General features: G+C 45.3%; 20 protein-coding genes and 1 pseudogene. 3 read left to right on the top strand and 18 right to left on the bottom strand.

Annotated features, from left to right (window positions below):
- Positions 1-337: 337 nt before the first annotated feature.
- On the bottom strand, positions 338-1,039 hold the full coding sequence (locus VN379_RS17660) for a response regulator transcription factor (protein WP_325536215.1): 702 nt from the start codon (positions 1,037-1,039) through the stop codon (positions 338-340).
- Positions 1,026-2,249, bottom strand: a complete 1,224-nt coding sequence (locus tag VN379_RS17655) for a sensor histidine kinase (RefSeq protein ID WP_325536213.1) — start codon at positions 2,247-2,249, stop codon at positions 1,026-1,028. Before VN379_RS17655 ends, VN379_RS17660 begins: the two co-directional genes overlap by 14 nt.
- A 188-nt stretch (positions 2,250-2,437) precedes the next feature.
- On the opposite strand from VN379_RS17655, the gene VN379_RS17650 reads away from it, so the two are divergent.
- Entirely contained in the window at positions 2,438-3,025 is a 588-nt protein-coding gene (locus tag VN379_RS17650; RefSeq protein WP_325536211.1) for a hypothetical protein, read from the top strand.
- 213 nt (positions 3,026-3,238) lie between these two features.
- Positions 3,239-3,652, top strand: coding sequence for a nucleoside diphosphate kinase regulator (gene rnk / locus VN379_RS17645; protein WP_325536209.1), 414 nt, complete (start codon positions 3,239-3,241; stop codon positions 3,650-3,652).
- An 81-nt stretch (positions 3,653-3,733) separates the two neighbouring features.
- On the opposite strand, the gene VN379_RS17640 is transcribed toward rnk, so the two are convergent.
- The 16 genes and pseudogenes from VN379_RS17640 to VN379_RS17565 all read right to left on the bottom strand — a co-directional run bounded on the left by VN379_RS17640 (position 3,734) and on the right by VN379_RS17565 (position 21,697).
- Positions 3,734-4,894 carry a sigma-54 interaction domain-containing protein gene (locus tag VN379_RS17640; protein WP_325536207.1) on the bottom strand — a complete coding sequence of 387 codons (1,161 nt, stop codon included), beginning with the start codon at positions 4,892-4,894 and terminating at the stop codon, positions 3,734-3,736.
- Between the two features lie 1,155 nt (positions 4,895-6,049).
- A complete protein-coding gene (locus VN379_RS17635) occupies positions 6,050-6,694 on the bottom strand; it encodes an alpha/beta hydrolase-fold protein (RefSeq protein ID WP_325536205.1) in 645 nt (214 codons plus the stop codon).
- Positions 6,687-7,394: a hypothetical protein gene (locus tag VN379_RS17630; protein ID WP_325536203.1), complete on the bottom strand. Its 708-nt coding sequence runs from the start codon at positions 7,392-7,394 to the stop codon at positions 6,687-6,689. Before VN379_RS17630 ends, VN379_RS17635 begins: the two co-directional genes overlap by 8 nt.
- Positions 7,395-7,457: 63 nt before the next feature.
- Positions 7,458-7,564, bottom strand: a pseudogene (locus VN379_RS25190) (efflux RND transporter permease subunit); the annotation flags it as partial.
- 185 nt (positions 7,565-7,749) lie between these two features.
- Positions 7,750-8,034, bottom strand: a complete 285-nt coding sequence (locus VN379_RS17620; protein ID WP_325536199.1) for a DUF4405 domain-containing protein — start codon at positions 8,032-8,034, stop codon at positions 7,750-7,752.
- A 300-nt stretch (positions 8,035-8,334) separates the two neighbouring features.
- Positions 8,335-9,162 carry a methyl-accepting chemotaxis protein gene (locus VN379_RS17615; protein WP_325536197.1) on the bottom strand — a complete coding sequence of 276 codons (828 nt, stop codon included), beginning with the start codon at positions 9,160-9,162 and terminating at the stop codon, positions 8,335-8,337.
- A 119-nt stretch (positions 9,163-9,281) separates the two neighbouring features.
- Positions 9,282-10,388, bottom strand: coding sequence for a uroporphyrinogen decarboxylase family protein (locus VN379_RS17610; RefSeq protein ID WP_325536195.1), 1,107 nt, complete (start codon positions 10,386-10,388; stop codon positions 9,282-9,284).
- Positions 10,389-10,422: 34 nt separating this feature from the next.
- Positions 10,423-11,646 carry an MFS transporter gene (locus VN379_RS17605; RefSeq protein WP_325536193.1) on the bottom strand — a complete coding sequence of 408 codons (1,224 nt, stop codon included), beginning with the start codon at positions 11,644-11,646 and terminating at the stop codon, positions 10,423-10,425.
- A gap of 57 nt (positions 11,647-11,703) precedes the next feature.
- Positions 11,704-12,828, bottom strand: coding sequence for a uroporphyrinogen decarboxylase family protein (locus VN379_RS17600; protein ID WP_325536191.1), 1,125 nt, complete (start codon positions 12,826-12,828; stop codon positions 11,704-11,706).
- Positions 12,829-12,877: 49 nt separating this feature from the next.
- Entirely contained in the window at positions 12,878-13,984 is a 1,107-nt protein-coding gene (locus VN379_RS17595) for a uroporphyrinogen decarboxylase family protein (RefSeq protein WP_325536189.1), read from the bottom strand.
- Between the two features lie 91 nt (positions 13,985-14,075).
- On the bottom strand, positions 14,076-15,509 hold the full coding sequence (locus tag VN379_RS17590) for an S-layer homology domain-containing protein (protein ID WP_325536187.1): 1,434 nt from the start codon (positions 15,507-15,509) through the stop codon (positions 14,076-14,078).
- Between the two features lie 248 nt (positions 15,510-15,757).
- Positions 15,758-16,969, bottom strand: a complete 1,212-nt coding sequence (locus tag VN379_RS17585) for an MFS transporter (RefSeq protein ID WP_325536185.1) — start codon at positions 16,967-16,969, stop codon at positions 15,758-15,760.
- A gap of 31 nt (positions 16,970-17,000) precedes the next feature.
- Positions 17,001-18,107, bottom strand: a complete 1,107-nt coding sequence (locus tag VN379_RS17580) for a uroporphyrinogen decarboxylase family protein (RefSeq protein ID WP_325536183.1) — start codon at positions 18,105-18,107, stop codon at positions 17,001-17,003.
- A gap of 23 nt (positions 18,108-18,130) precedes the next feature.
- Complete coding sequence (locus tag VN379_RS17575; protein ID WP_325536181.1) at positions 18,131-19,249, bottom strand: uroporphyrinogen decarboxylase family protein; 1,119 nt, start codon at positions 19,247-19,249, stop codon at positions 18,131-18,133.
- A 48-nt stretch (positions 19,250-19,297) separates the two neighbouring features.
- The gene (locus VN379_RS17570) at positions 19,298-20,410 is read right to left on the bottom strand and encodes a uroporphyrinogen decarboxylase family protein (RefSeq protein WP_325536179.1); all 1,113 of its coding nucleotides are present in this window, start codon (positions 20,408-20,410) and stop codon (positions 19,298-19,300) included.
- Between the two features lie 75 nt (positions 20,411-20,485).
- Complete coding sequence (locus VN379_RS17565; RefSeq protein ID WP_325536177.1) at positions 20,486-21,697, bottom strand: MFS transporter; 1,212 nt, start codon at positions 21,695-21,697, stop codon at positions 20,486-20,488.
- 307 nt (positions 21,698-22,004) lie between these two features.
- Between VN379_RS17565 and VN379_RS17560 the strand changes: the two genes are divergently transcribed.
- Complete coding sequence (locus VN379_RS17560) at positions 22,005-22,892, top strand: LysR family transcriptional regulator (protein WP_325536176.1); 888 nt, start codon at positions 22,005-22,007, stop codon at positions 22,890-22,892.
- Positions 22,893-22,900: the final 8 nt, after the last annotated feature.

Here is a 22,900-nt window from a genome sequence, read left to right as displayed (position 1 = left end):
ATAAAAAACTTTTATTACCTAACAGATCCCCTATTAACAATGCTCCTTCAGCAGACAAACCCCTTTAAATAAAATAACGCCTCAATCCTTGCATTATTCATGGATGAGGCTATTTTTCGTCGTTACCAGTGATACGGTTCTGCCTGACCCTGACTAATTTACAAAGATATCCGATCATGGTCCGTGATGGACATTTGGAGTCCCCTTGTTTTCTAGCTACGTCAAGGGGAACATAAACCATTTTTCCCACAGTCCTCGAACCCAGGCCCCGCCTGGCTTCAATGCCTGTGTTTTCTTTTCAGCAGAACTGTGCACTCCACGGGCATCGGGAAAGGATTTATTCATCTACGAGCCGGTAACCGACCCCTATTTCCGTCAGGATATATCGTGGTTTTGCCGGATTTTTCTCGATTTTTCGTCTGAGGCCGGCCATGAGAGCCCGCAGGGCCTGCGTATCACTGCCATAGCCGATGCCCCAAATCTCTTTCAAAATCTGCTTTGTCGTAAGCACTTTTCCTATATTCTTAAAAAAGAGCGCCAGCAGGTTATATTCCATGGGCGTAACATGGGTTTCGCTGCCATCGACATAGAGCAAGCGCTTGTCCAGGTCAATTTGCAGTCCGCCTACCTGGAGGATACTCTGCACTTTGCTGCCGCTGTTCTGCTTATATAAATAGCGCAACACAACACGGATTCGGGCAAAAAGCTCCGTTGCAGAAAAGGGCTTTGTCAAATAATCGTCAGCTCCCAAATCCAGTGCGGCTGCCTTTTCCTTATCTTGATCGCGTGCGGAAATAACGATAATCGGCATATCCGACCATTCGCGCACCTTCCGGATGACCTCCATGCCATCAATGTCCGGAAGCCCCAGATCGAGCAGCATCAAGTCGATTGGTTCCGAGACAAGTATACTTAACGCACCCTCACCGGTGCTTGCAGCAATGTACCTGAAGCCTTCTGTATTCAGCAAATAACAGATATAATTTCGTATTTGCCTGTCGTCTTCAACCGCAAGAACGTATGTGTTATATTGAGTCATGATCCTTCACCTCCAATGGGAGCGTAAAGGTAAGCTCCACTCCCGGGCCATCTGTGCGGTTATGGGCCGTTATTCTTCCTCCATGGGCCTTCACTACTGCGTCGCATATGGGAAGGCCCAATCCTATGCCCGGCTGTGCATCAGAATGCTTGACCCGTGACGTATAAAACATTTGAAAGATATTGGGCAGCTCGGAGGCTGCAATGCCCTCACCGCTGTCGCGCACCGAAAATACGGCATAGTTCTTCTCAACATCCTTTGTCACCAAAACACTGATTTCATCTTGGAGAGTTGTATGCTTAACGGCATTGTCCAAAAGATTGATAAGCACCTGTCTGATCAGCTTTGCGTCCATTGGTACGAGCAGCAATTCATCCGGTACATGAACCGCTATTTCATGCTCCGGATAGTGCCGTGAAATATGGCGGATCGCAGCCCCTACGACCTCTTCGGCGGCTTCCTCCTGTTTGTTAAGCACCAATTTTCCGTCTTGCAAACGGGTCAGGCTCAAAATGTTCTCAACCAGAGAATGCAGCCAATTGGCATCTTTGTGAATTCCTGCCATAAGAGGGTATCGCAGATCATCCTTCGCTGTCATATTCAGCAGCATTTCAGACGTTCCTATAATGCCGGAAAGGGGGGTGCGCAAATCATGAGAGATCGACCGCAGCAGATTTCCACGAAAGCGCTCTTGTGCGATTTCCTCATTAAATTTTATCCGCTGCTGCATGGCGCGAAAACGGTCCATGGCCAGAGCCGTGCTTTCGATCATTGCGTGCAGCATTCGGGTTTGCGATTCGCTCATGGCTTTTGCAGCTTCTTTGGGGACCCGGATAAGCCCGAGCGTTGTTTCCCGCCCATAGATCGGCCATTCATAAAACTCTGTTCCGATATCATAGTCGGTTTTCAGTCCTTCGATCCGGTGCAGGAGTGCGTCCACATCCGGTATTTCCCGGTGAATCCGCTTTTGGGGAGAAATCTGCTGAATAAAGGTCTGCTCCGGTTTTCCATTCGTATCAAACCACAGGCAACCTATATTACTGTTTAGCATTTTGCTGATGGCATTCGTTACAATCCCCGCAATATCATGAATATCTGCCGCATCTGTAAGATGGTTTGTCAATGTATACAAAATCTTTGTTCCGGCTTCTTTTTCACGTGCTTGTACCGCATTTTGTTTGGCATGTTTTTTAGTAATGCGCTTCAGCATGGCTTAGGCCCTTTCTTTTGTAAGATTCGGTGTTCCTCACAGCTCGCTCACACGGTTTCGTGCATTCTCACACCGCACTCACAACATTTTTGTTATAATAACTTTCATTGAGCTAATCGCTTAAAGTAGGCTAATGTTAAGCGAACGCATTCCAAGTGCAGGATTATGCCGGAGGGAGGCACCCGCTAATGAGAGCAAATTACGCAAATCAAGATAACAATGTATCTCAATGTTTAATTGATTATCATGTGGCAATAGCAAAAGGTGGACTTAGATTCATTACCATTGAGGCAACCGCTGTCGATCCATTGGGAAAGAGTGCAGTGAATCAACTTGGTTTGTGGTCTGATGATCACCTTGACGGATTAAAAAAATTAGTGGATGAGTGCCATAAATATAGTGTCAAGGTCTCTGTACAACTTCACTGTGCCGGCAGTGAAACCGGCGCACCGGAAGAAATGGATGAGATTATTCAAAAGCTGGCGGATGCCGCCAGAAGATGCCGGGATGCCGGTGTTGACACCACATATCCCGTCATCGTTAGAACCGAAGATTTAAGTATTATTGAAATAGGCGCTCTAGCCAGACGCCTGGAGGATGCCGGAATTAATGCTATACTCGTCTCAGCAAGATCCGGTTATATAACTTACTTAGCAGAAAGGATCAAAAAATCTGTTAAAATCCCTGTTATTGTAAAAATTCTGTTATTACCACTGGCAGACACATTGAAGCTTATGTCACAAAGGATATTCTGCAGACTAGCGAGGCGAATCTGAGCTTTTGATCATCCTTAATTTTCCTGTTTTTGTTTTAGTATATCAATATATAGAAGAAAGTACAATCCTGCAACTGAGGCACTACGGCGGACTCCTTATCTTCTACAAAATATGGAATATTCCTTTAATAAGCATACTGCGACTACCTGCATTGCAAGCTAATCGTTCTATATAACCACCTGCTGAATGATTTGAAAGAAAGGGGAAATAGGAGTGTCAAGAGCTATTTTTATTACCCGCACGGATCAGGAGAGACTGGAAAAATTAATCCAAACCGAAGAAGAATTTGCGCCAGGCAACAAGACGCATCTGGAAGAATTGAAGTCCGAACTGAAACGGGCTGTTATCATCGAGCCGCAGGATATTCCCTCTGATGTGATTACGATGCGGTCACAGGTATTGCTGAAAGATCTAAGCAGCGGGGAAGAAATGATCTGCACTCTGGTTTATCCGGACGAAGCCGATATGCTGGAAAGAAAGATTTCGGTATTGGCACCGATCGGTATGGCTATTTTGGGATACCGGGAAAGCGATAAAGTTGAATGGGAAATTCCCGGGGGGATCGCCCTGTTAACAGTAGAAAAAATCCTTTTTCAGCCCGAGGCCAGCGGTAATTTTGATTTATAAAGAATAAACATACGGTATAAAAAACACTGTCAACAGAAATAATTAAGGCCATTGCAATATTCTGCAGTGGCCTTGATTGTTTCAATGACTGCCAGACTGTAAGCCGTGCTTCTTAAGCTTTTTTAGGACCGCAGTATGAGATAGCCCCAGAACAGCACCTGCCTGTCGGGAGGAACGAAATCTTCTCATAGTCGCCTGTAATATATCTCGCTCTACCTCCCCCAGCCGCGCTTTCAGGGTCTGATAAGTTTCAAATTGTATCTGAGCCGGCTTGACCGGTAAACTTTTCATACCTATATAAATATGCTCGGGCCGGATTTCCGTACCGTCTACCAAATGAACTGCCCGCTCAACACGATTTCCCAACTCCCGTATATTACCCGGCCAGACATAAGTCTGCAGTTTTTCTATAGCCTCCGGGGAAAAGCGCCGGACCGGCGTATCAAGCTCAGCGACACAACGGTTAAGAAAGTGCTCAGCCAAGGGCAGAATATCTTCGGCACAATTCCGCAAAGGCGGCACAAAAAGAGGAAGCACATTCAGCCGGTAATAAAGGTCTTCCCTGAATAACCGGCGTTTCATCATTTCCTCGAGGTTGCGGTGAGTAGCAGCTATTAATCGTACATCAACCGGTAAATCACGAGAGCTTCCCAGGCGTCGAACCCGTTTTTCCTTCAGGACGCGCTGAAGCTTGTTCTGAAGACATAACGGCACCTCTCCGACCTCATTAAGAAACAGCGTCCCGCCATTGGCGAGTTCAAACAGACCGGGGGTTCCCTTCTTAGTAGCGCCAGTAAATTCCCCCTCTTCATAACCGAATAAATTCCTTTCCAGCAATGCATCCGGAAGCGTTGCGCAGTTGACCGTCAAAAAAGGCATTCCGGCCCGGGGAGAAGCACTATACAGCGCTCTGGCCAAAAGTGACTTGCCTGTTCCCGTCTCTCCGCGAATAAGTACAGTAGATGAACTGGCCGCATAGAGTTGTGCCTCCTCTACTACCTTTTTCATAGCAGGACTCGCAAAAGATAGATCCATAAAGTTAACGGCCAACACACCATCCTGAAAGGAGGTTAGGATAGCCTCAAGCTGCTCAGCCCGTTCTTTCGCCGGCATACTAGAGACTTCACTAACTTTGTCGATTCCGTCCACCTGCTGCAATTCTCGCATAAGCTTGGGCTTTTGTTCTTCAAAAACAATCTGGCACTCCAGATATAGTGCCTCCTTATTCACTTCGACAGACACTATATTACATTCCCAATTCACTAGAACTTGCGAAATGTCCAACAGCAACCCCGGCCTATTTGTACATGGCATACATAAGCGCACAAAATCTCCTCTCCTCTTCCAAACTTTCTCCATATAAAATTCGCCATCGACGTAGAATTTTCAAATGATCGATTCAATAACAATTATCATAACAAAAATGCTGTGAGTACGGTGTGAGAAAGCACGAAACCGTGTGAGTACGGTGTGAGAATGAAAATGACCGTTTCAGTTTGAAACTGAAGCGGTCTTGAGGAAGAGCTTTATTCATCGAGGGAACAGTGGGGTCTACCATGATAGACCCCAAATACCCCTTTTCTAATATCAAACAGAGCGAAAGAGTACACCGAATTCCAATATTACGAGCATAATTATCTTGTGCTCATTATGTCAATCCTTCTATTTTTACCTCTATTTAATTCCTTTAATTTTGGCCACATCCGATACTTGCCTTCTGGTGCTTATGAATTTGCTGAACAGATGTTGCTCATCTTCATAACCAATCGCAATCCCCAAAACAATAGACAAATTGTCTGGGATCCCAAGTTTTTAAAATCTCCGGATAGTGAACGAGTTGCACCGCTGGCATTGTCGCAAGGCCACGTTCAGTTGCCGCCAGCATGATGCATTAAATTCATTTAACTATAGACCATACCTATCCTTGCTATTTTCTATTGTCCCAAAAAACCCGCGATTTTCGCGTGTTGACAACGTATTATCATCTTGTATTTTCGGATATTAATCAATGGCACGTTATCGAAATTTGAAGATCCTAACCCTAGTGTTTTCTAACCACGTCCAGGGAACATATACTATTTTTTTCACAGCCCTCAAACCCAGTCTACACCTGGCTCACGCGCTGTGTTTTCTTTCCAGCCAAACGCAACACTCCACGTGCATCGAGATAATATGAGTTTCTCTCCGGCTTGGCGGACTCCAGTCTCTGCGGCCAATTTCAGAGCATCTTCTTAAATTCCTGATTATACTTTTTTACCATTTTTGCATACCTCAATTTGATTATTATTTTATCACTTTTGGGTGTGCGGGGTTTTAGTATATCAGTTCATGATAACACATATATAATGTTCCATGCTACTAAGAATTCATCTATGGCAATCCAATAAAGATTTGCTCTTACTTCTTAACCTGTTTAAACAGCCAGTCCCTCACACCTTCAATCGTATAGGCATACTGCCAGGTATACCTATGGCTTCCGTTCCTGAAGACCGTATAATTGATGTTGCAGCCCTCAGCCAGCATGGAGTTCACAGTCTTCGTGAATTCTGACGTACTGGCTTCTGCGGACCAGGTTGCCTTGCTGACAGTAGCCCCCTGCGCCTTCAAGGCTTCGGTTATGGCGTCCATTCCCGGCTTAGCCTTATTGTCACCCTCGGAAACGATAATCCACAGGTTGTCCTTCGCCATCGGGGTCACTTTCGTCGCATCCCATTGGCAGGCTACCAGCAGCGATGCCGCAAACATGTCCGGATACCTGATATCCATCGCGATGGAGGCCATCCCGCCCATCGACTGGCCAGTGTTGTAGATGAGGTTGGTGTCGAGACTGTATTGCATCTCCAGTTCCTTGATCAAATCCACAGTGATGTCCATTTGTTCGGTTGTCTTGGAATTGTCATCGGCGATCACAGTAGTGTACTGAGGTGCAACCACAAAGCATTCGTTCTTTGCCTGCTCGGAGGGAGTGGCCCAGATGACTGCACCCAAGCCCTGCGTCAGCGTATTCGTGGGGTTATTGCTGACAACGCCGGCGTCATGCATGAACATACTTCTTGGACGGATCGTAATTCTTCGGCACATACAGGTTGTACATCAGTTTTGCGTTATTGTAGTTCGGGTCTGTGTAAATAAGCTGTTTGAAATCCTCTACCACCAGATTAATGTTCTTGCTGTTCGTCATTACGCGGGTATCCGCCTTGTAGGTTTGTCCCTCTGCCGTCGCAATGTCGCTGTTCTGTGTCACATTGACGGTTAAGGGTTTGCTTTCGGCTGAATCGGTTGCTGCGGACCCTAATTGGGGTCCACCACCGCCCTGGGGTGGACTGATATTCTGTGAAGACCCCTGCGCGGAATTGCCTGCTCCATTACCGCTACTATTCCCTCGGTCAGCACCGTTGCCATTCAGCATTGTATCGGGCGTAATGGCCGTCAAGAGTTCTACAATGACATATTGGCCGTTCACGCCCTGCGAGGCCTTTGCCGCTGCGGTATTGGCATACACCTTCGTGACGGTCTTGCCTTCGACCGCGAAGTCCGAGGTTTTCAGCTTGGCTGTGTCGATGGCCTTATCGTATTCCAGCACTACAGCACTTACCTTTTGCCCATCCCCAAGTACTTCAGTAATGGCTGTAACGCTTTTTATAGGTTTATTATCTGCCACCTGTTCTTTGGGTGCAGCTGTACATCCATTGATTACCATTCCAAGCATTAATAATACTGCTAAGATTATTACTCTTTTCATTTTCTCACCTCGCTACACTAGAGTGCTTTTATTTTAATATTGCTTAAATTATCAATTACTATTTATAATGGCATCATCCACTACAAGCCCGATCGCCAGTACCATAGCGAACAAATTCAGCGTATTGATGCTAAATCCAGCGTAACGAAGGCGCCAAACGTTCCAACCAGCAATCGTGAAGTTTTCTACCACCTCACCACTCCGGCGGTCAGATTGGCGGTCGGCATATAGACGTTTTAGCTGCTTCTCGACCGCATCAATATCCAAATCGGCTACTTGGAGGTCAAGTTTGACGCTCAACCAAGCTCTCAAGTTTGCGCCGTAATAGACAGGAAGCGTGTTTGTATTGTCAACCTTAACCAGCAATATTCTTTTTCGTACGCCTAAAATAAGATAGCATTGGTCTTATATTGAATCCGAGATGTACTAATCCTGCTGCAACAAAGATATATCCCGACCATTCATGCGCTTTTTTCGGGTAAAACGGTATTTCTCTCCTAGCCGTTGATTTATCACCGCCATGTTTATCTTCCATTTGCGATTGAACGTTTTGAGGTTTGGGTACAAGGACCATATGTAGGCCTGACACAGATACACTTATGAATGCGATCATCAGTATAATAGATGCAATTCTTCTCATAATGCCCTCCATTCTTCCAGAGATTTCCTTAACCAGTATAGACTTTAAAAGTTAATCACTTGTTAGACTAAGGTTAGAATTTGGTAAGAAATAGCTAATTAGACTTTTCAACAGGGTGGAAAATTGACCATTGTGCTTATCTGCCAGACATAGCAGCACCTTTTCCGTCTAGTTTGGTAATCACGATCTAAGCCCTTCCTTGTATAACCTGAATCACTTCCCACCGAACCAGAATATCCTGATCGTGCGAAAGTTGTATTGACATTCGAGTTCTAAGTACCCCAATTATCTGCTTCCCCATTATACCACCTCAGCAATCTTTTCGAGTTCATTCGTCGTAGCGCTTAAGGATTGCATCGTGGACATCGTTTGTTCAGTGGCTGCCGCCTGCCGTCTGCTAAGCTCGAAAGCACGATCAACCGTTTGGGTTACGCATTCCGTTTGATTCTGGATATCTTGTAATATTTTTTTTATTTCGCCAACGGAATTGGCACTGTTAACAGCCATTTTACGAATCTCATCGGCAACAACTGCAAATCCTTTGCCATGTTCTCCCGCCCTGGCAGCTTCAATTGCGGCATTGAGTCCAAGTAGGTTGGAATTGGCGGCAACATCGCTGACAAATTTCAAAATATCACCCGTTTTATTTATCTGGTTGGCAACATTGTGTCCGCCTGCCTTAATTTTACTCAATTCTTCCGCCAAGTGCGTCGCTGTGGCTCCTAACTCCTGGGATGTTGCCGCTATTTTTTCGGCAGTGGCGGCAACAGTTTGCGCCACTGCGTAAACATTATCTTGATTTTCCATACTTACAGTCATGGAAAAAATACCAATCAACGATCCATCAGTTTCAAATACCGGTTCGCATTGCACTTTTACTTTCATCCCTAAAACTTCTTTGGGAATCACCTCACTCACCGGCTGCTTAGATTCTATGCACTGATAGCCAATTCCCGGCGGTATACGTTTACCACTCTCAAACATATTTGGTACACCCGGAAGAAAATCACTTTTTTTAGCACCAGCTATAATCACGCCATCACTATCGATAACGACGGCACTGCAGGGAAATGGATTTGCGGCAACAATAATATCAATACAATCTCCCAAAACCTCCAATTTGCTCATTATTATAACCATTCCTCTCGCAAGCGCAGTGGTAACGGTATGAAACCATTGCCACTGCGCTTATTTTACATGACAGTAAGAGTCAGACTTATATCCTCGATTTTAAAGTTATAAACCGTCTATTTCCCTGAAGCGGCGGAGATCATGGCCTTAACATTTTCCACCTTGGCATTGGGCGGGACGGTGCATCCGGAGGATAATATGAACCCTGTTCCCATGTCGTTTATTAATTTTATGCAGTATTCGTAAACCTTATCGGGAGTACCTAAGGTAAGCAGGCCTGCCGGAACATCCCCTTTGATACACATGTGGCTGCCGAGCACCTCTTTTATTTTGTAAATATTGGTACAACTGTCAGTTTCAAAAACGCATTTCCCCCTCGGCAGCGCTTTGAAATACTCCAGATCGCGTTCCCAGTCGCCGTCGATATGAAGATTAGCGATCGCACCTTCTTCAATAACAGCCTCCACTGTTGCTTTTAGGTATTTCCAAACAAACCGTTCCCACAGTTTGGACGAGAAAAATTGACTGGCGCCCCGGGCAGGCGAGATAAAGACGGCCAGCGGTTTGGCCTCCTGAATTTGTTTTCGCAGTGTAGTCATAGTTTCTGCCTGGATTACATCCAAAACAGCCGCCACTTTATCCGGTGTTTTGAATAAATCCTTCATGAATTTTGGAAAGGAACGGCCGCCACCCAAAAACTCGTTTACCGTAATGGCACCACAAGGGTTATAAAATACATAACCCGCTTCTTCGACATTTTTCCCCATTTGTGGGGCAACTTTCATTTCATCTATGATGGAAGCCAGTGGCAATTCTAGCCTTTGGGTAAAGTACTGCTCGCTAAAAGCCGCCCACCCCTTGGCTAAAATGGTGTTATAATCTTCCACGCTCATCATTTCTTGTTCGTCCAACTGCCAGAGGGCATCATCCGGCAGTTCCCGTCCTGGCAGTTTGACCTTCGAGCAGAAGCCTAAGGCAAATCCTCGTGCAGCCGTAAAGGCTACACCGGTACCATCAATATCGCCCAGTTCTTTGCAGGACTTTAAAATTATCTCATTGGATCTTTCAAGTGTTGATATATAGTCAGACAGTTTTACTCCCATATGCTTAGCGGCAAAAGCATCGCCTGACAGTACCACGGGCGTCTTATCCGGTTTTTCCAGCGCTATTGCCTTTTTTATCCTCACAGTACGTTCCTGCAGTAATTCTTCAGATGTTTTCATCAATAAACTCCTCCTAATCAGCACCAACCGACAGTTAACCGGCAACCGTGGTCTGAGATTCGTGAGATTCGCCTTCACGATTTCGGGTAAAGATTACATACGCTAGCGCAATGAGAGCGAAAACGGCCATATTACCGGCGACAAACATAAAGCCGGCCCGGATCGAACCATTGGTGAGCCAGTCGACGAATTGCGTGTAAAAACCGGTGAAAAATTGCCCAAGATAGATAGCCATGCTTAACAAGGAAATAGCAAAGGTCTTTTGAGAATTAGGAGCCACTATGGATACCCGGTTCATTAGGTAAGGGAACATCAAACCCATGGAAAAACCAAGAAAAATGACTGCAGCCATCATCATGCCATAGGAGTGGGCAATACTAAATAAGAAGTAGCAGACCGACATACAAGCTAAACCGACAATGGCGGTAAATCGTTTAAGTTTATTCCAGATTTGGGCAAAAAACATACTAACTACAAACGAGGCCAGGGTATTGATTGCCGAAGCCATACCGGCATCGGCCGAGGTACCGATGTGTTCATTGACTATGAACAAGGCTAACTTGAAGATAATAAACATAGAAACAGTCATGAATACCAGCATGTCGAAAGTAGCAAGCCAAACCCGGTAGCCGAGTTTTTCCGCCGAGCCAGTTTGCAATTTCGCCTGGGTAATTGTCGGATCTTTTTTCTCTGGGGGAAAATTCGGCAATAAAAACCACTGCATGATTAAAACGATAACAAAAAGCAGGTAGTAGTAAAAAGCGTATTTCCAGTCAACTAATGCAGCATAGCCGGCAGCAATACCAAGTACGAACGAGACAGCACCGCCGCAGGAACTGGTCCATCCCATGAGTTGAGCACGCTCCTGACCGTCATACAGGTAGGCGATCATGGCCGGGGCCAGAGGATAAACAATGCCGCAGCCAATTCCCAGCAGAGCCCGGGCCCAGACTAAATCCATAATGCCGGTGGCAAAAATACCACCAAAGCCACCAATAATGAAAATAAGCGTCCCGACGAGCAGCAAGGTTTTTTTGCTGATATAGTCGGCTAGCTTACCGGTTATCAGTATTGCCGGAATCATTAGCAGTGAAGGTAACGACAGCAATTGATTGAGCCAGGGACCGGCATCTGGGTAGGTGGCAGCGACATTGGCCAGTATCGGCACCATCAGGGCGCTGGCAACCATACCATTTACACTACTGAATAATAGAGTCGCTTTCAGCAAAGCAGTTCCAAACCCTTTGTTTTCACTCATGAATCATTCTCCTCTCAATATTTGTAGTTTAAAAATAGTGGCTAAGTCCAGATGGTCCTATTCGATGCAAGCTGCAATAATCGCGTCGATATTTTCGGGTTTGGTGTTGTGCGGGAGAGTACAGGAACCACTGGCGATAAACCCGGTAGGACCGAGATCGGCGATCTGCTGCTTGGCTTCTTTGTATACTTGATCCGGGGTGCCAAGAGACATGAGAGCTGCGCTGATATTACCGGTAATACACATCCGGTCGCCGAGAATCTCTTTTATCTTATAGATGTCGGTCATGCCGTCGCTGTCAAAGATACAGCGGTTTGCCGGAAATTCTTTAAAATAATCAAGAACTTTTGTCCAGTTTGCATCCATGTGAAAATACGGTGTTCCGCCAATCTCTAAAACAGCGTTGGCTTCTGCCTGAAACAGGGGCCAGACATATTTTTCAAATTTATCCGGGGAAATAAAATCGCAATTACCCCGCACTGCAGGGGCAATCCCCACCCGGATGCTTTCTCCGGGACAACGGTTCTGCAGCGCCGCCAAATCACGCCGGAAGTCGGCAAGCATTTCTTCCGCAATGACATCAAGCGTTGCTTTCACTTTATCCGGTATTTTCCACAAATCGCGGGTAAAGTTGACGATACCGCGTCCGGCGCATAGACCGTCGTAAATAATCGGCCCCATCATCTGCGTCATGTTGATACAGCCAAATTCCTGCAGTTTCCGGTCGGTGTAATCCATGTATTTTCCGCTCAGTAAAAGCTCTTCTTCGGTCAGACCAAGATAATGTTCAAAATAATACTTCTGATAATACTTCCAGCCTTTGTCAATAATGACGTCATAATCTTCGATTTGCATGCAGGCAACTTCTTCAATCTGCCAAGAGGCCGTCGGCGGTAGTTCATGACCGGGCAATTTGGTTTTTGACATCCAGACAGAGCCCAGCGCTTTGCCGGGAGTAATCCCCAAGACGCTTACAGCGTCGATGTGTTTCATTTGCTTTAATGCAGCAAGAGCACGATCAAGTGCCCAGGGAAATTTATTCACATAATCAGCGGGAATTGCCGAACGTTCCGCATAATGGAAGAAAGCAAAGTCACCGGAAAGACAAATCGGGGTACGATCTGTTTTCTCTCTGCGAACCGCTTTTTCAATCCGTTCTTTTCCTAGATTGGCTTCACGCATGATTTACACTAACCTCCATACCGCTTTTTAAACTGACGATCTTGCCGGCCTACTTACCGGCAGCGGCTGCAACCATGGCTTTAACATTATCTACTTTGGCATTTGGCGGTATGGTGCAACCGGAAGCGAGAATAAAACCTGTTCCCAGATCATGTATCAGTTTTGTGCAATAATCATACACGTCATCAGGAGTGCCAAGTGTCAGTAAGGCAGCCGGAACATCACCTTTAATACACATATGGTCACCCAAAACCTCCCTCACTTTGTAGATGTTGGTAGAACTGTCTGACTCGAAGATACATTTCTGCTTAGGCAAGGTTTTAAAATATTCCAGGTCACGTTCCCAGTTGCCGTCAATATGGAGATTGGCTATGGCTCCTTCTTCAACAATCAGCTCAACGGTGGCTTTCAGATATTTCCAGACAAATCGCTCCCATATTCTGGGCGAATAGAACTCACTAGCGCCCCGCGCGGGAGAAAGAAAAACAATTAAAGGTTTGACAGCACGAATTTGTTGCCGGAAATCGGTTAATGTTTCTTGCAGAATTAGATCTAAAACAGCCTCTACTTTATCAGGCATCTTAAACATATCCTTCATAAACTTGGGAAATGAGCGTCCGCCGCCCAAACATTCATTTACCGTGATTGCAGCGGTGGAAGCGAATACCAGATAACCGGCATTCTCAAAATTTTTTATAAATTGCGGCACATTGGCCATTTGCGGCAGCAAGTTATCGACATCAATCCCTAGTCGGTTCTTGATATAATCATTACTAAACTGTTTCCAGCCATTATGTAAAATCGCATCATAGTCTGCCACAGTCATCAGTTCCTGTTCATCAAGCTGCCACAAAGCATCATCCGGCAGTTCCCGCCCAGGTAATTTGACCTTGGAATAAAACACTAAAGGCAAGCCTGCCGCTCCTCCAAAAATATTGCCAGCTCCATCCACGTCGCCAAAGTCTTTGAATGAATGTAAAATGGCTTCATGGGAAGCCTTTAAATCCGCACAGAAATCTGATAGTTTCATGCCTGCGTATTTTGCGAAAAAAGCGTCTCCGGTAAGCGTAACCGGTGTCCTGTCCGTTTGTTCAAAGGCAATGGTTTTCTTTACCCGTTCGGTGCGTTCTGCCAACAATTGTTGTGCGTTTTTCATAACTAACCACTCACTTTCTTTAATTCCCCATCAGTTCGACTACAGCAATGCGCAGGAGGTATGCATTGCTGTAGTCTGTAAGGGGCCGAAATTAATAGAAGAAGTCTACCTTAACTTGGTACAGCTTGCCAACAGCATCGGTATAACCGGGCAGCAAGCCGAGGTCCTTATACTTAACCTGCCAGTAGGCTAATTGCAGGTTAGTGTTTGGAGCGATAACCTTTTGATAGAGCAAAAACAGGGTTTTGGTGTTGTCCTGCTGTTCGTAGCTGGGAGAACCGGCATAGTTCTTGTTCCACTGAAAATCCCAGCCATTGGTGTACGGAGGCACAGCGCCAGCGCCGCATTCAAAGTAGCCGACAGCCCAGGCGCTCTGGCCAACAGTCTTGTGGTCAACAATATCGGACGCTGGCCAGGTGGTATGGGGAATTGTTGTTTGGCCATTGGTCAGGAACAAAGCCCAAGCTGTAGGATTCTCCGGGAGCGTGGTATAGCCGGACAGCACGCTGCGGTCAGCAAGCCTGGTGTTGATATATTCGGCCAGCAGGGTCAGGCCACCGAACTTGTAGTCGGCCGAAATGTCAAGACCTTTGGACTTTTGGAACGAGGTACCGAGGTAGTTGCCGTTGGTATAGGCAAGGTTGGCATCGGTGCTGCCGTTAACCGTGGACCAATAGTAGCCGGCCCGCAGACCCAGGTTGTCAGATAATTTCGTGCCTAACTGGACATTGCCCAGTACCGGATTGATCTGGGGCGGGCTGGTCATAAAAGCCGGCGAGTTTACGTTGGCAATATAGGTAGTAGCTTCAACGCCGCCGAGGGTTTTCTTTAAAAAGATGCCGTCAGCGTTCGAAGGCCGGGCGAGCAGACCGATACCGATATCATGGATCGGCTGGCGGCCTGCCCAGATCATGTCAAAGCCCATGGTATCAAACATCATGGCGCTAACGCCGGTCATTTTTACAGCGGCAGTGGTATTGCCGATATGTTGGTCGCCGCCCATTTCCAGGGTAAGGTTAACGTTCATTTTGTCATTGACTTTGTAGGTGAAGAAGTTCTTATCGGCAAAAGTGAACTTTTGGCTGCCGTTCAGCGGCTTGGTGCCGGCGGCTTCGTTGCCGGCCGGAAGGCTGTCATGATGGTAGCCAAGCTGCAGGTCGCCGGTAATGGTCAATTTATCTTGTTTTTCTTTGATAGCCTTAATTTCAGCACCGAGAGTCTTAAGTTCGCCGGCAAATTCAGTGGTCAGCTTGTTGATTAACGCTTTGTCTTCGTCATTGACCTTATCAACTCTTTTTAGGGCTTGAACCACGATTAAAGCCATTTCGTAACGGGTAAGAATATTATTGCCACGGAAAGTTTTGTCACTGTAGCCCTCTACAATCCCATCGCTTGACAACCTGGTAACAGCATCGTACGCCCAGTGATTGGCCGGGACATCGCCAAACGGATTGGTGGCACCAAAAGCTACCGATGCAAAGCTGAATAGAAAGAGTACTAAAACCAGATACACTACCTTTTTCATCTTTTTCCCACCTTTTAATTTTCTATTATCACGACTTTTAGCTACTGACAGTGATCATCGCTTAAAATTATTAATAATATTCTGTTTTTTCTTGTTTTGTTGAACCAAAAACAGATTCCGCCGCTTGTTGAGGCTGTTCCTTTGCCAAACTATCGTCCGGTTTGCTGCAAATAGACTGTTCGGATTAGGCAATGTATGGTTAAATCGACCAAACAAACATGCTGCATGGGCATCCTGCAACATGAGTACTACTTCACCACCATGCTGACGTTACGGTCCCGTCCCTGTGTAGCAAGGATATATACTACGGCAATGATTACGCAGACAGCAAGCACCGACGCTACAAAAGTGAAGGTTCCGCGAATTGAGCTATGTGAGACCCAGTCGGCAAATTGCGTAAAAAATGCCGAGAGGTACTGTCCTATATAAATCGACATACTCAACAAAGAAATAGCCAATGTTTTCTTAGAATTAGGAGCCACAGAGGAAACACGATTCATTAGGTAGGGAAATATTATGCCCAGCGATAAACCAAGACAGATCGCTGCAACTACAACCAGTGAAAAGTTGTCGGCAATACCGAAGAAGAAATAGCCTGAAGCCATGCAGGCAAGTCCCAACACTGCGGTAAACCGTTTTAGCCTCTTTAACACTTGAGAAAAAACCAGGCTAATTAAAAATGAGGCTAATGTCTGAATCGAAGTGGCAAGGCCGACATCCGCCGATGTTCCAAGGTGCTCGCTAACGATAAATAAGGATAGTTTGTAAAGAAGAACCATTGACAGGGTCATATATACAATCATGTCAAAAGAAGTCAACCAGACCCGGTAACCTAACTTTTTATGCGGATTGCTTTGGACTTTGGCCTGAGCTATCTTATCATCCTTCTTCTCCGGCGGAAAATCAGGCAACATAGCCCACTGCATAAGGAACACAAGTACAAAAATCAAATAAAAATAGAAGGCATACTTCCAGTGAAATAGTGCGGCATACCCGGCACCAATGCCCAAGACAAATGAGAATACACTGCCACAGGCGTTGGTCCAGCCCAGCATCTGAGCGCGCTCCTGGCCCTGGTATAAATAGGCGATCATTGCCGGAGCCATCGGATAAACAATACCTGCGCCGATTCCCAGCAGAGCTCTGGTCCAAACTAAATCCATAATATTGTTAGCAAAAATGCCGCCAAAGCCGCCGGCGGTAAACAGAATTGTTCCGATCATAAGCAGTGTTTTCTTGCTGACATAGTCTGCTAGTTTACCAGTTATAATAATTGCCGGAATCATCAACAGACTGGGTAACGATAGGAGCTGGTTCAGCCAGGGGCCGGCATCCGGAAAGTCTTTAGCGATATTGGCCAAAATCGGTACCAGTAGGGCGCTGGCGACCATACCATCGACACTACTGAATAACAAGGCACCTTTAAGCAGCGTTTTCCTGGTTCCATCACTGCTAACCACAAGACATTCTCCTCTCAAATTCTTGCTCCATTTATTTACCGGAAGCGGCGGAAATCATTGCTTTGACATTTTCCACCTTGGCGTTTGGCGGTACATAGCAACCGGAAGACAGAATGAATCCTGGACCCATATCACGTATGAGCTTTGTGCAGTAATTATAGACCTCATCCGGAGCTCCCATAGTCAGCAGTGCTGCCGGCACATCGCCTTTGATACACATGTGATCGCCGAGCACTTCTTTGATCTTGTAAATGTCTGTCACCGAGTCAGTGTCAAAAACACATTTGCCCCGCGGCAGTGTTGTAAAATATTCCAAATCACGTTCCCAACTGCCATCAATATGGATATTAACTGCCGAACCCTCCTCAACAATTACATCTGCTAAGCCTTTAAGGTATCGCCAGACAAACCGTTCCCAGAGCTTCCGCGAAAAAAACTGGCTGGCACCGCGGGCGGGAGTCAGGCAGGTCACCTGCGGTTTGACGGTTCGCAGTTGCGTTCTGAGCTCCTCCACCGTTTCTTGATGGATGATATCCAGGACAGCTTGAATCTTGTCCGGCATACGGAATAAATCGCGCGTAAATCTAGGAAAGGATCGGCCTCCTCCTAAGTGTTCATTTACCGTAATGGCGAAGCAAGGCGTATAAACCATATAGCCGTCGTCCTCAACATCCTTGATCATTTGCGGTATTCCATTTAATTCCGCTACTATCTCGGGAACTGAAATATGCAACCGATTGGCAAAATAATCGGCTTTAAAGGCCGACCAGCCTTTATTTAAAATGACATCATAGTCTTCCGGCATCATTCTTTCCTGTTCGTCAATCTGCCATAGAGCATTGTCCGGCAGTTCCCGGCCAGGCAGTTTGACATTGGCAAAAAAGGCCAGTGGAAATGAATTTGCGGCGGTAAATATCGCGCTTATTCCGTCAATATCGCCCAATTGCTTAACTGAATCCATAATGATTTCATGAGATCTTGCCGGGCTGGAGCAATATTCCTCTAATTTTACACCCATGTGCATCGCGCAAAATGCGTCGGCTGAAAATACCACCGGCGTCCTGTCCGGTTTTTCCAGCGCAATGGCCTTTAACACACGCGAGGTGCGCTCTGTAAGCAGTTCTTGGGCTGTTTTCACAGTAAACACCACCTATTTTCATCTTAGCCTTTTGCAGCAGCAACTAGCGCTTCGACATTTTCTGGTTTCGCATTGCAGGGTACGGTACAGCCTGAGGAAAGAATGAAGCCTGAAGGACCAATTTCTTCGATTAATTTGCGGGAATACTTATAAACTGCATCCGGGGTTCCCACCGTAAGCATCGCCGGTGATACATCGCCGGTAATACACATCCGGTCGCCGAGTACTTCTTTTATTCTGTAGATGTTGGTCGAGCTATCAGGGTCGAATATACAGCTGCCTTTAGGAAAATCAGTAAAATAATCAAGGAAATCATCCCAGCGGGCATCCATATGGAATAATACTTTGACGCCTTCAGCGATAGCTATGTCGGTAAATTTTTTGAACAATGGCCAGCCAAATTTTTCAAACATCTTTCGCGACAGGAAATCACAATTGGCCCGGACGCAAGGAACTACGACCGTGCAAAACGGTTTTCTCGCCCGCAGGAATTTTATCTCGTCCTCAACCATTTCAGCTACCATAACCTCCAATACGGCTTTAACCTTGTCTGGTCTCTTATACAAATCACGGTTAAACTTGGCCAGCCCGCGGCCGGAACAAAGAGCATCATACGGTATGCCGCCGCCAATACCGTCAAGAAGGTTAACCAGGCCGATTGATTTGAACTTTTCGTCCTGCCGTTTGTTGAATTCCAGATCTGGCGTTATTTGTTCAGGGGTATAACCTAACCTGGAAATCAAAAAATCTGATAAAAACTTACGCCAGCCAATTTTTAAAATGGTATCGTAATCTTCTTCGGTCATCAAGCCGACTTCATCGATTTGCCAAAAGGCATCGTCCGGCAGTTCCCGTCCGGGAATCTTGGTTTTGGACAGCCACATCGCCCCGGTTGCATCCGCTCTACCCAGTACCGGCGGTCCGCCAGCGTCAACATCGGCCATTTTTTGATAGCCGTTAATTACCATATCGTCAGCCCAATCTGGCCTGGTTATAAAATCAACCATTTTTGCCTGCGGGTTACCATATTTCAAAAAGAAGGTTCCCGAAAGCATTATTGGCGTTCGGTCAGGTTTTTCCAATGCAATAGCTTTTTCTAACCTTGCCATTCGTTCAGCGAATAGAGTTTGCGTCACTTCCACCACCACACCTCATTTCTTTTTACTTCAATCGCCGCCAGGCTTGCATGTTTATGTGCCGGAAGCGGCGGCAACCATAGCTTTGACATTTTCCGTCTTGGCGTTAAAAGGTACAAAACAAGCCTCAGCCAAAATGTAACCGGTTGGGCCGATTTCGTTAATCAGCTGGCGACTGTAGTTATATACTTCCTCCGGCGTGCCCAGCGTCAGCAATGCTGGCGGTACGTCGCCCATTATGCAGCCATGGCCGTCTAGCGCTTCTTTGAGTTTATAGATATCGGTTGAGTTGTCGCTGTGAAAAATAAATTTCTTGGCCGGCAGTCCGCGAAAGACTTCTAAATCCCGGTTCCAGTCGCCATCCATATGCAAATAGGCAACTGAACCATTTTCTGCGATAAACTCCACTGCCTGTTTCAAATACGGCCAGACAAAGCGCTGCCAGAGTTTTGGTGATAAAAGGGAAGTAGCGCTGCGCGGAGCGCCGATCATCACCGTTAACGGATTACCGGCAAAGCAAGGCTTGGCCATGGCCAGCAGGTCCGGCATGGCGGCATCCATGGCCGCTTGTACTTTGTCCGGGCGTTTAAACAAATCTTTCATAAAGTTACTCATGCCCCGGCCACAGCTAAACAAGTCAAGCGGCAGGCCGATTGCGCCCCCGGACAGCGGCACAACGCCGGCGTTTCTAAAATTGACATCATATTGGGCCATATTGGCTTTGCTTACTGCTTCTAAATCGACCAGCGTCTCGGGAATTCTGGTTTCGAGAAAATGTTTATTGAATGCGTTCCAGCCCTTGTTGATGATCATATCGTAGTCCTCAACCGTCATCAGATCCACTTCTTCAACTTGCCAGAGAGCATTTTCTCCTAATTCCCGTCCGGGAAGTTTTTGCTTGGAGAGGAATGCCGGTCCGCTGGCAATGGCCAAAGCGGTCGTTTGCATTGAGCAATCGGCGTTTTCCCCCATGTCCAGCATGCAATTAAGCATCATTTCGCTTGCTTTGTCCATGTCACTTAAGTATTCGGCTAAGGTAAATCCCATATGCCTTGCGGCAAAGGAATCAACTCCCAGCACTACCGGCGGCCGATCGGTCTTTTCTAGTGCAACCGTCTTCTTAATCCGATCAGTACGTTCCTGAAATAGCTCCAGGCCAGTTTTCATATTAATATCCACCTTTCGGTTATCTGTTTGCAGAGTTTCGAAAACTCCGTTGACTTAAGTGAGCTTTTACCCGCCTTAAGCGTCCAAGGTTTTACTACTATTTACATGACTATTTACATGCTTGTCAAATTGACTTTGCGTTAGCAATATAAAACCAATGGCAATAACAACAATAATCAAAATCTGACCGGCAATTATTGCAAATGCCGTCCTTGTTACTCCATTAACAAAAGATTCGACTGCTTGAACATAATAAGCCGCTAGAAATTGCCCGATATACATTGCTGTACTCACGAACGACACCGCGGTAGTTTGCGCGTTTTTAGGAACAACCATGGTTATTGTTGTCATCAGATATGGCAACACAGTTGCCAGCGAAATTCCCATAAAAAGCGAAGCAACAATAATCATTTCAAAATTCTGCGCAATACTCAGGCAAAAGAAACAGACTCCGGTTGCGGCAAAGCCTACCACTACTGTATATCTTTTTAAGATTTTAAATACTTGCCCAAACACTAAACAAAGAATCAACGCGGTAAACGATACTACTGAAGAAGCTATTCCGGCATTAGCCGAATTTCCGAGGTTTTCTTCCATGATAAAAATAGCCGTTTTTACAATGAACACCATGCTGATTACCATATATACCAATGTCGCCAAAACATAAACCCACGCCAACCAGTTCAAACCGTCATTTTTGTCGTCCTTTTTCATTGTGATATCTTGTTTTTCCGGGGGTACATGAGGTAATATCATTATTTGAGCAATCAACAAAACTATATATAATAAATAAATATCAAAAGCGTAATGCCAGTCCATTACCGCAAGATAACCGGTAACTGTAGCAAAAACCACCCCGAAAATGCTGCCTGTCGCATTGCCCCAGCCAATCATCTTAGGTACTTCATGGCCTTGATAAAGTTGCGCAATTAACGCTGGAACTAATGGAAAAACCAAGCCCGTTCCCACGCCGCCAATAGTCCGCATTAGTAAAATGAAATCAATATTATCATATAGGCCACCGCCAAACCCACCAATAATATAAAGAATAGAACCAAAAACCAAAACTGTTTTCTTACTGACATATTTGCTAATATATCCGGACAAAAGTATTGCCGGAATCATAACCAGTGACGGCAAGGAAATAAGCATAGGAATCTTCGTTCCCGCAGTTGGAAATGTTATTGCTAAATTCCCCATGATCGGCATAATTAACGTGGTTGCCATCATTGTATAGGTGTAGCTGAACAATAGCACCGCCTTCAAAGCCAAATCCCTATTTTGCATGTTATAACACCTTCCTTTTTCAATTTTTGATCAAATTATAATATTGGCAACGTCTTATTCACCCCCATCAGCATGCGTCTTTATGAAAAACTACATGTTTATTCTACTTAAAAGAAAAAAGATTGTGAAATATCAAAATAGATAGGTATATTCCAAAAATTCATAACGATATATGGTGGATTTTGTGCAAGTTTTAAAGTATAATGACCTATATTGTCTAAGACTACAAAAAATCGCTCAAGGCATAAAACGGATTTCATCCGTTTTATGCCTTGAGCGATGCGAAAGGAATGGATATAGCCTAGCCATGAATAATGATATTCGTTATTTGCATTCATTCATTGCTGTAGCTGAGTATTTAAATTTTACCAAAGCAGCCGAACATCTCCACCTTAGTCAATCGGCACTAAGCAAGCATATTATGGAATTAGAAGAACAGTTAGGTGTACAATTATTTATTCGCAATCATTCAGTGGTTCGGTTAACACGTGCAGGTTTTACCCTATTTAAAGAGGCCAAAAATCTTTTGGACAAAATTGACGAAGTGCTTGAAGCAACACGCCAATCCCAACATGATGTTTCAGGAAAGCTAAAAATTGGCTGCCCTAGCTCTTCACACACTTTCTTGCCCAAAATTTTCAGACGGTTTTGTACTCTTTATCCCCACATCACCCTTGAACTTCGAGTACTCCAGACGCCAATTAGCAATAACCAACTGTATTTAGAAGAATTAGACATTAATTTCAATTCCTATATTGGACATGAGGAGAAAACAAAGTCTCCCTTTAAACAAAAGGAAATACGAAGATCACGACTATGTTTCTTATTACCCATCAATCACGCTTACGCTAATAAATTTTCCCTTGATCTTCACGAACTTAAACAAGAGCGCTTCATTCTATTTGATCAACCGGGATTTGAATTTAGCAATTGGTTTGTACGCAAGTGTACCGAACAAGGATTTACCCCTAATATTGCACATATTTTTCCGGAAGTAGATAGTATTTTTTTGCATGTGGCATCTGGGTTGGGAATTTCATTTTTTGTTTTAGATGCAAAATATTGTAGAATGCTGCAAGGTCAAATTTCTGTTGTTGCTATGAAAGGCGACGATGCATATGGCATGGCTTATGCTGTTTGGAATACTAAAAATAAAAACCCAGCTATTCCACTTTTTTTAAATTCAATTGATTGACTAATTAC

The sequence above is a fragment of the Sporomusa sp. genome (assembly GCF_035561255.1).
GTDB lineage: Bacteria > Bacillota > Negativicutes > Sporomusales > Sporomusaceae > Sporomusa.
This window is presented reverse-complemented; position numbering and strand designations above follow the sequence as displayed.

Bases quoted from the DNA above. Each gene is read 5' to 3' on its own strand.
- VN379_RS17660 (WP_325536215.1), bottom strand. From the start codon at position 1,039: ATGACTCAATATAACACATACGTTCTTGCGGTTGAAGACGACAGGCAA.
- VN379_RS17655 (WP_325536213.1), bottom strand. From the start codon at position 2,249: ATGCTGAAGCGCATTACTAAAAAACATGCCAAACAAAATGCGGTACAA.
- VN379_RS17650 (WP_325536211.1), top strand. From the start codon at position 2,438: ATGAGAGCAAATTACGCAAATCAAGATAACAATGTATCTCAATGTTTA.
- VN379_RS17635 (WP_325536205.1), bottom strand. From the start codon at position 6,694: ATGCATGACGCCGGCGTTGTCAGCAATAACCCCACGAATACGCTGACG.
- VN379_RS17630 (WP_325536203.1), bottom strand. From the start codon at position 7,394: ATGAAAAGAGTAATAATCTTAGCAGTATTATTAATGCTTGGAATGGTA.
- VN379_RS17620 (WP_325536199.1), bottom strand. From the start codon at position 8,034: ATGAGAAGAATTGCATCTATTATACTGATGATCGCATTCATAAGTGTA.
- VN379_RS17615 (WP_325536197.1), bottom strand. From the start codon at position 9,162: ATGAGCAAATTGGAGGTTTTGGGAGATTGTATTGATATTATTGTTGCC.
- VN379_RS17610 (WP_325536195.1), bottom strand. From the start codon at position 10,388: ATGAAAACATCTGAAGAATTACTGCAGGAACGTACTGTGAGGATAAAA.
- VN379_RS17605 (WP_325536193.1), bottom strand. From the start codon at position 11,646: ATGAGTGAAAACAAAGGGTTTGGAACTGCTTTGCTGAAAGCGACTCTA.
- VN379_RS17600 (WP_325536191.1), bottom strand. From the start codon at position 12,828: ATGCGTGAAGCCAATCTAGGAAAAGAACGGATTGAAAAAGCGGTTCGC.
- VN379_RS17595 (WP_325536189.1), bottom strand. From the start codon at position 13,984: ATGAAAAACGCACAACAATTGTTGGCAGAACGCACCGAACGGGTAAAG.
- VN379_RS17590 (WP_325536187.1), bottom strand. From the start codon at position 15,509: ATGAAAAAGGTAGTGTATCTGGTTTTAGTACTCTTTCTATTCAGCTTT.
- VN379_RS17570 (WP_325536179.1), bottom strand. From the start codon at position 20,410: ATGAAAACTGGCCTGGAGCTATTTCAGGAACGTACTGATCGGATTAAG.
- VN379_RS17565 (WP_325536177.1), bottom strand. From the start codon at position 21,697: ATGCAAAATAGGGATTTGGCTTTGAAGGCGGTGCTATTGTTCAGCTAC.
- VN379_RS17560 (WP_325536176.1), top strand. From the start codon at position 22,005: ATGAATAATGATATTCGTTATTTGCATTCATTCATTGCTGTAGCTGAG.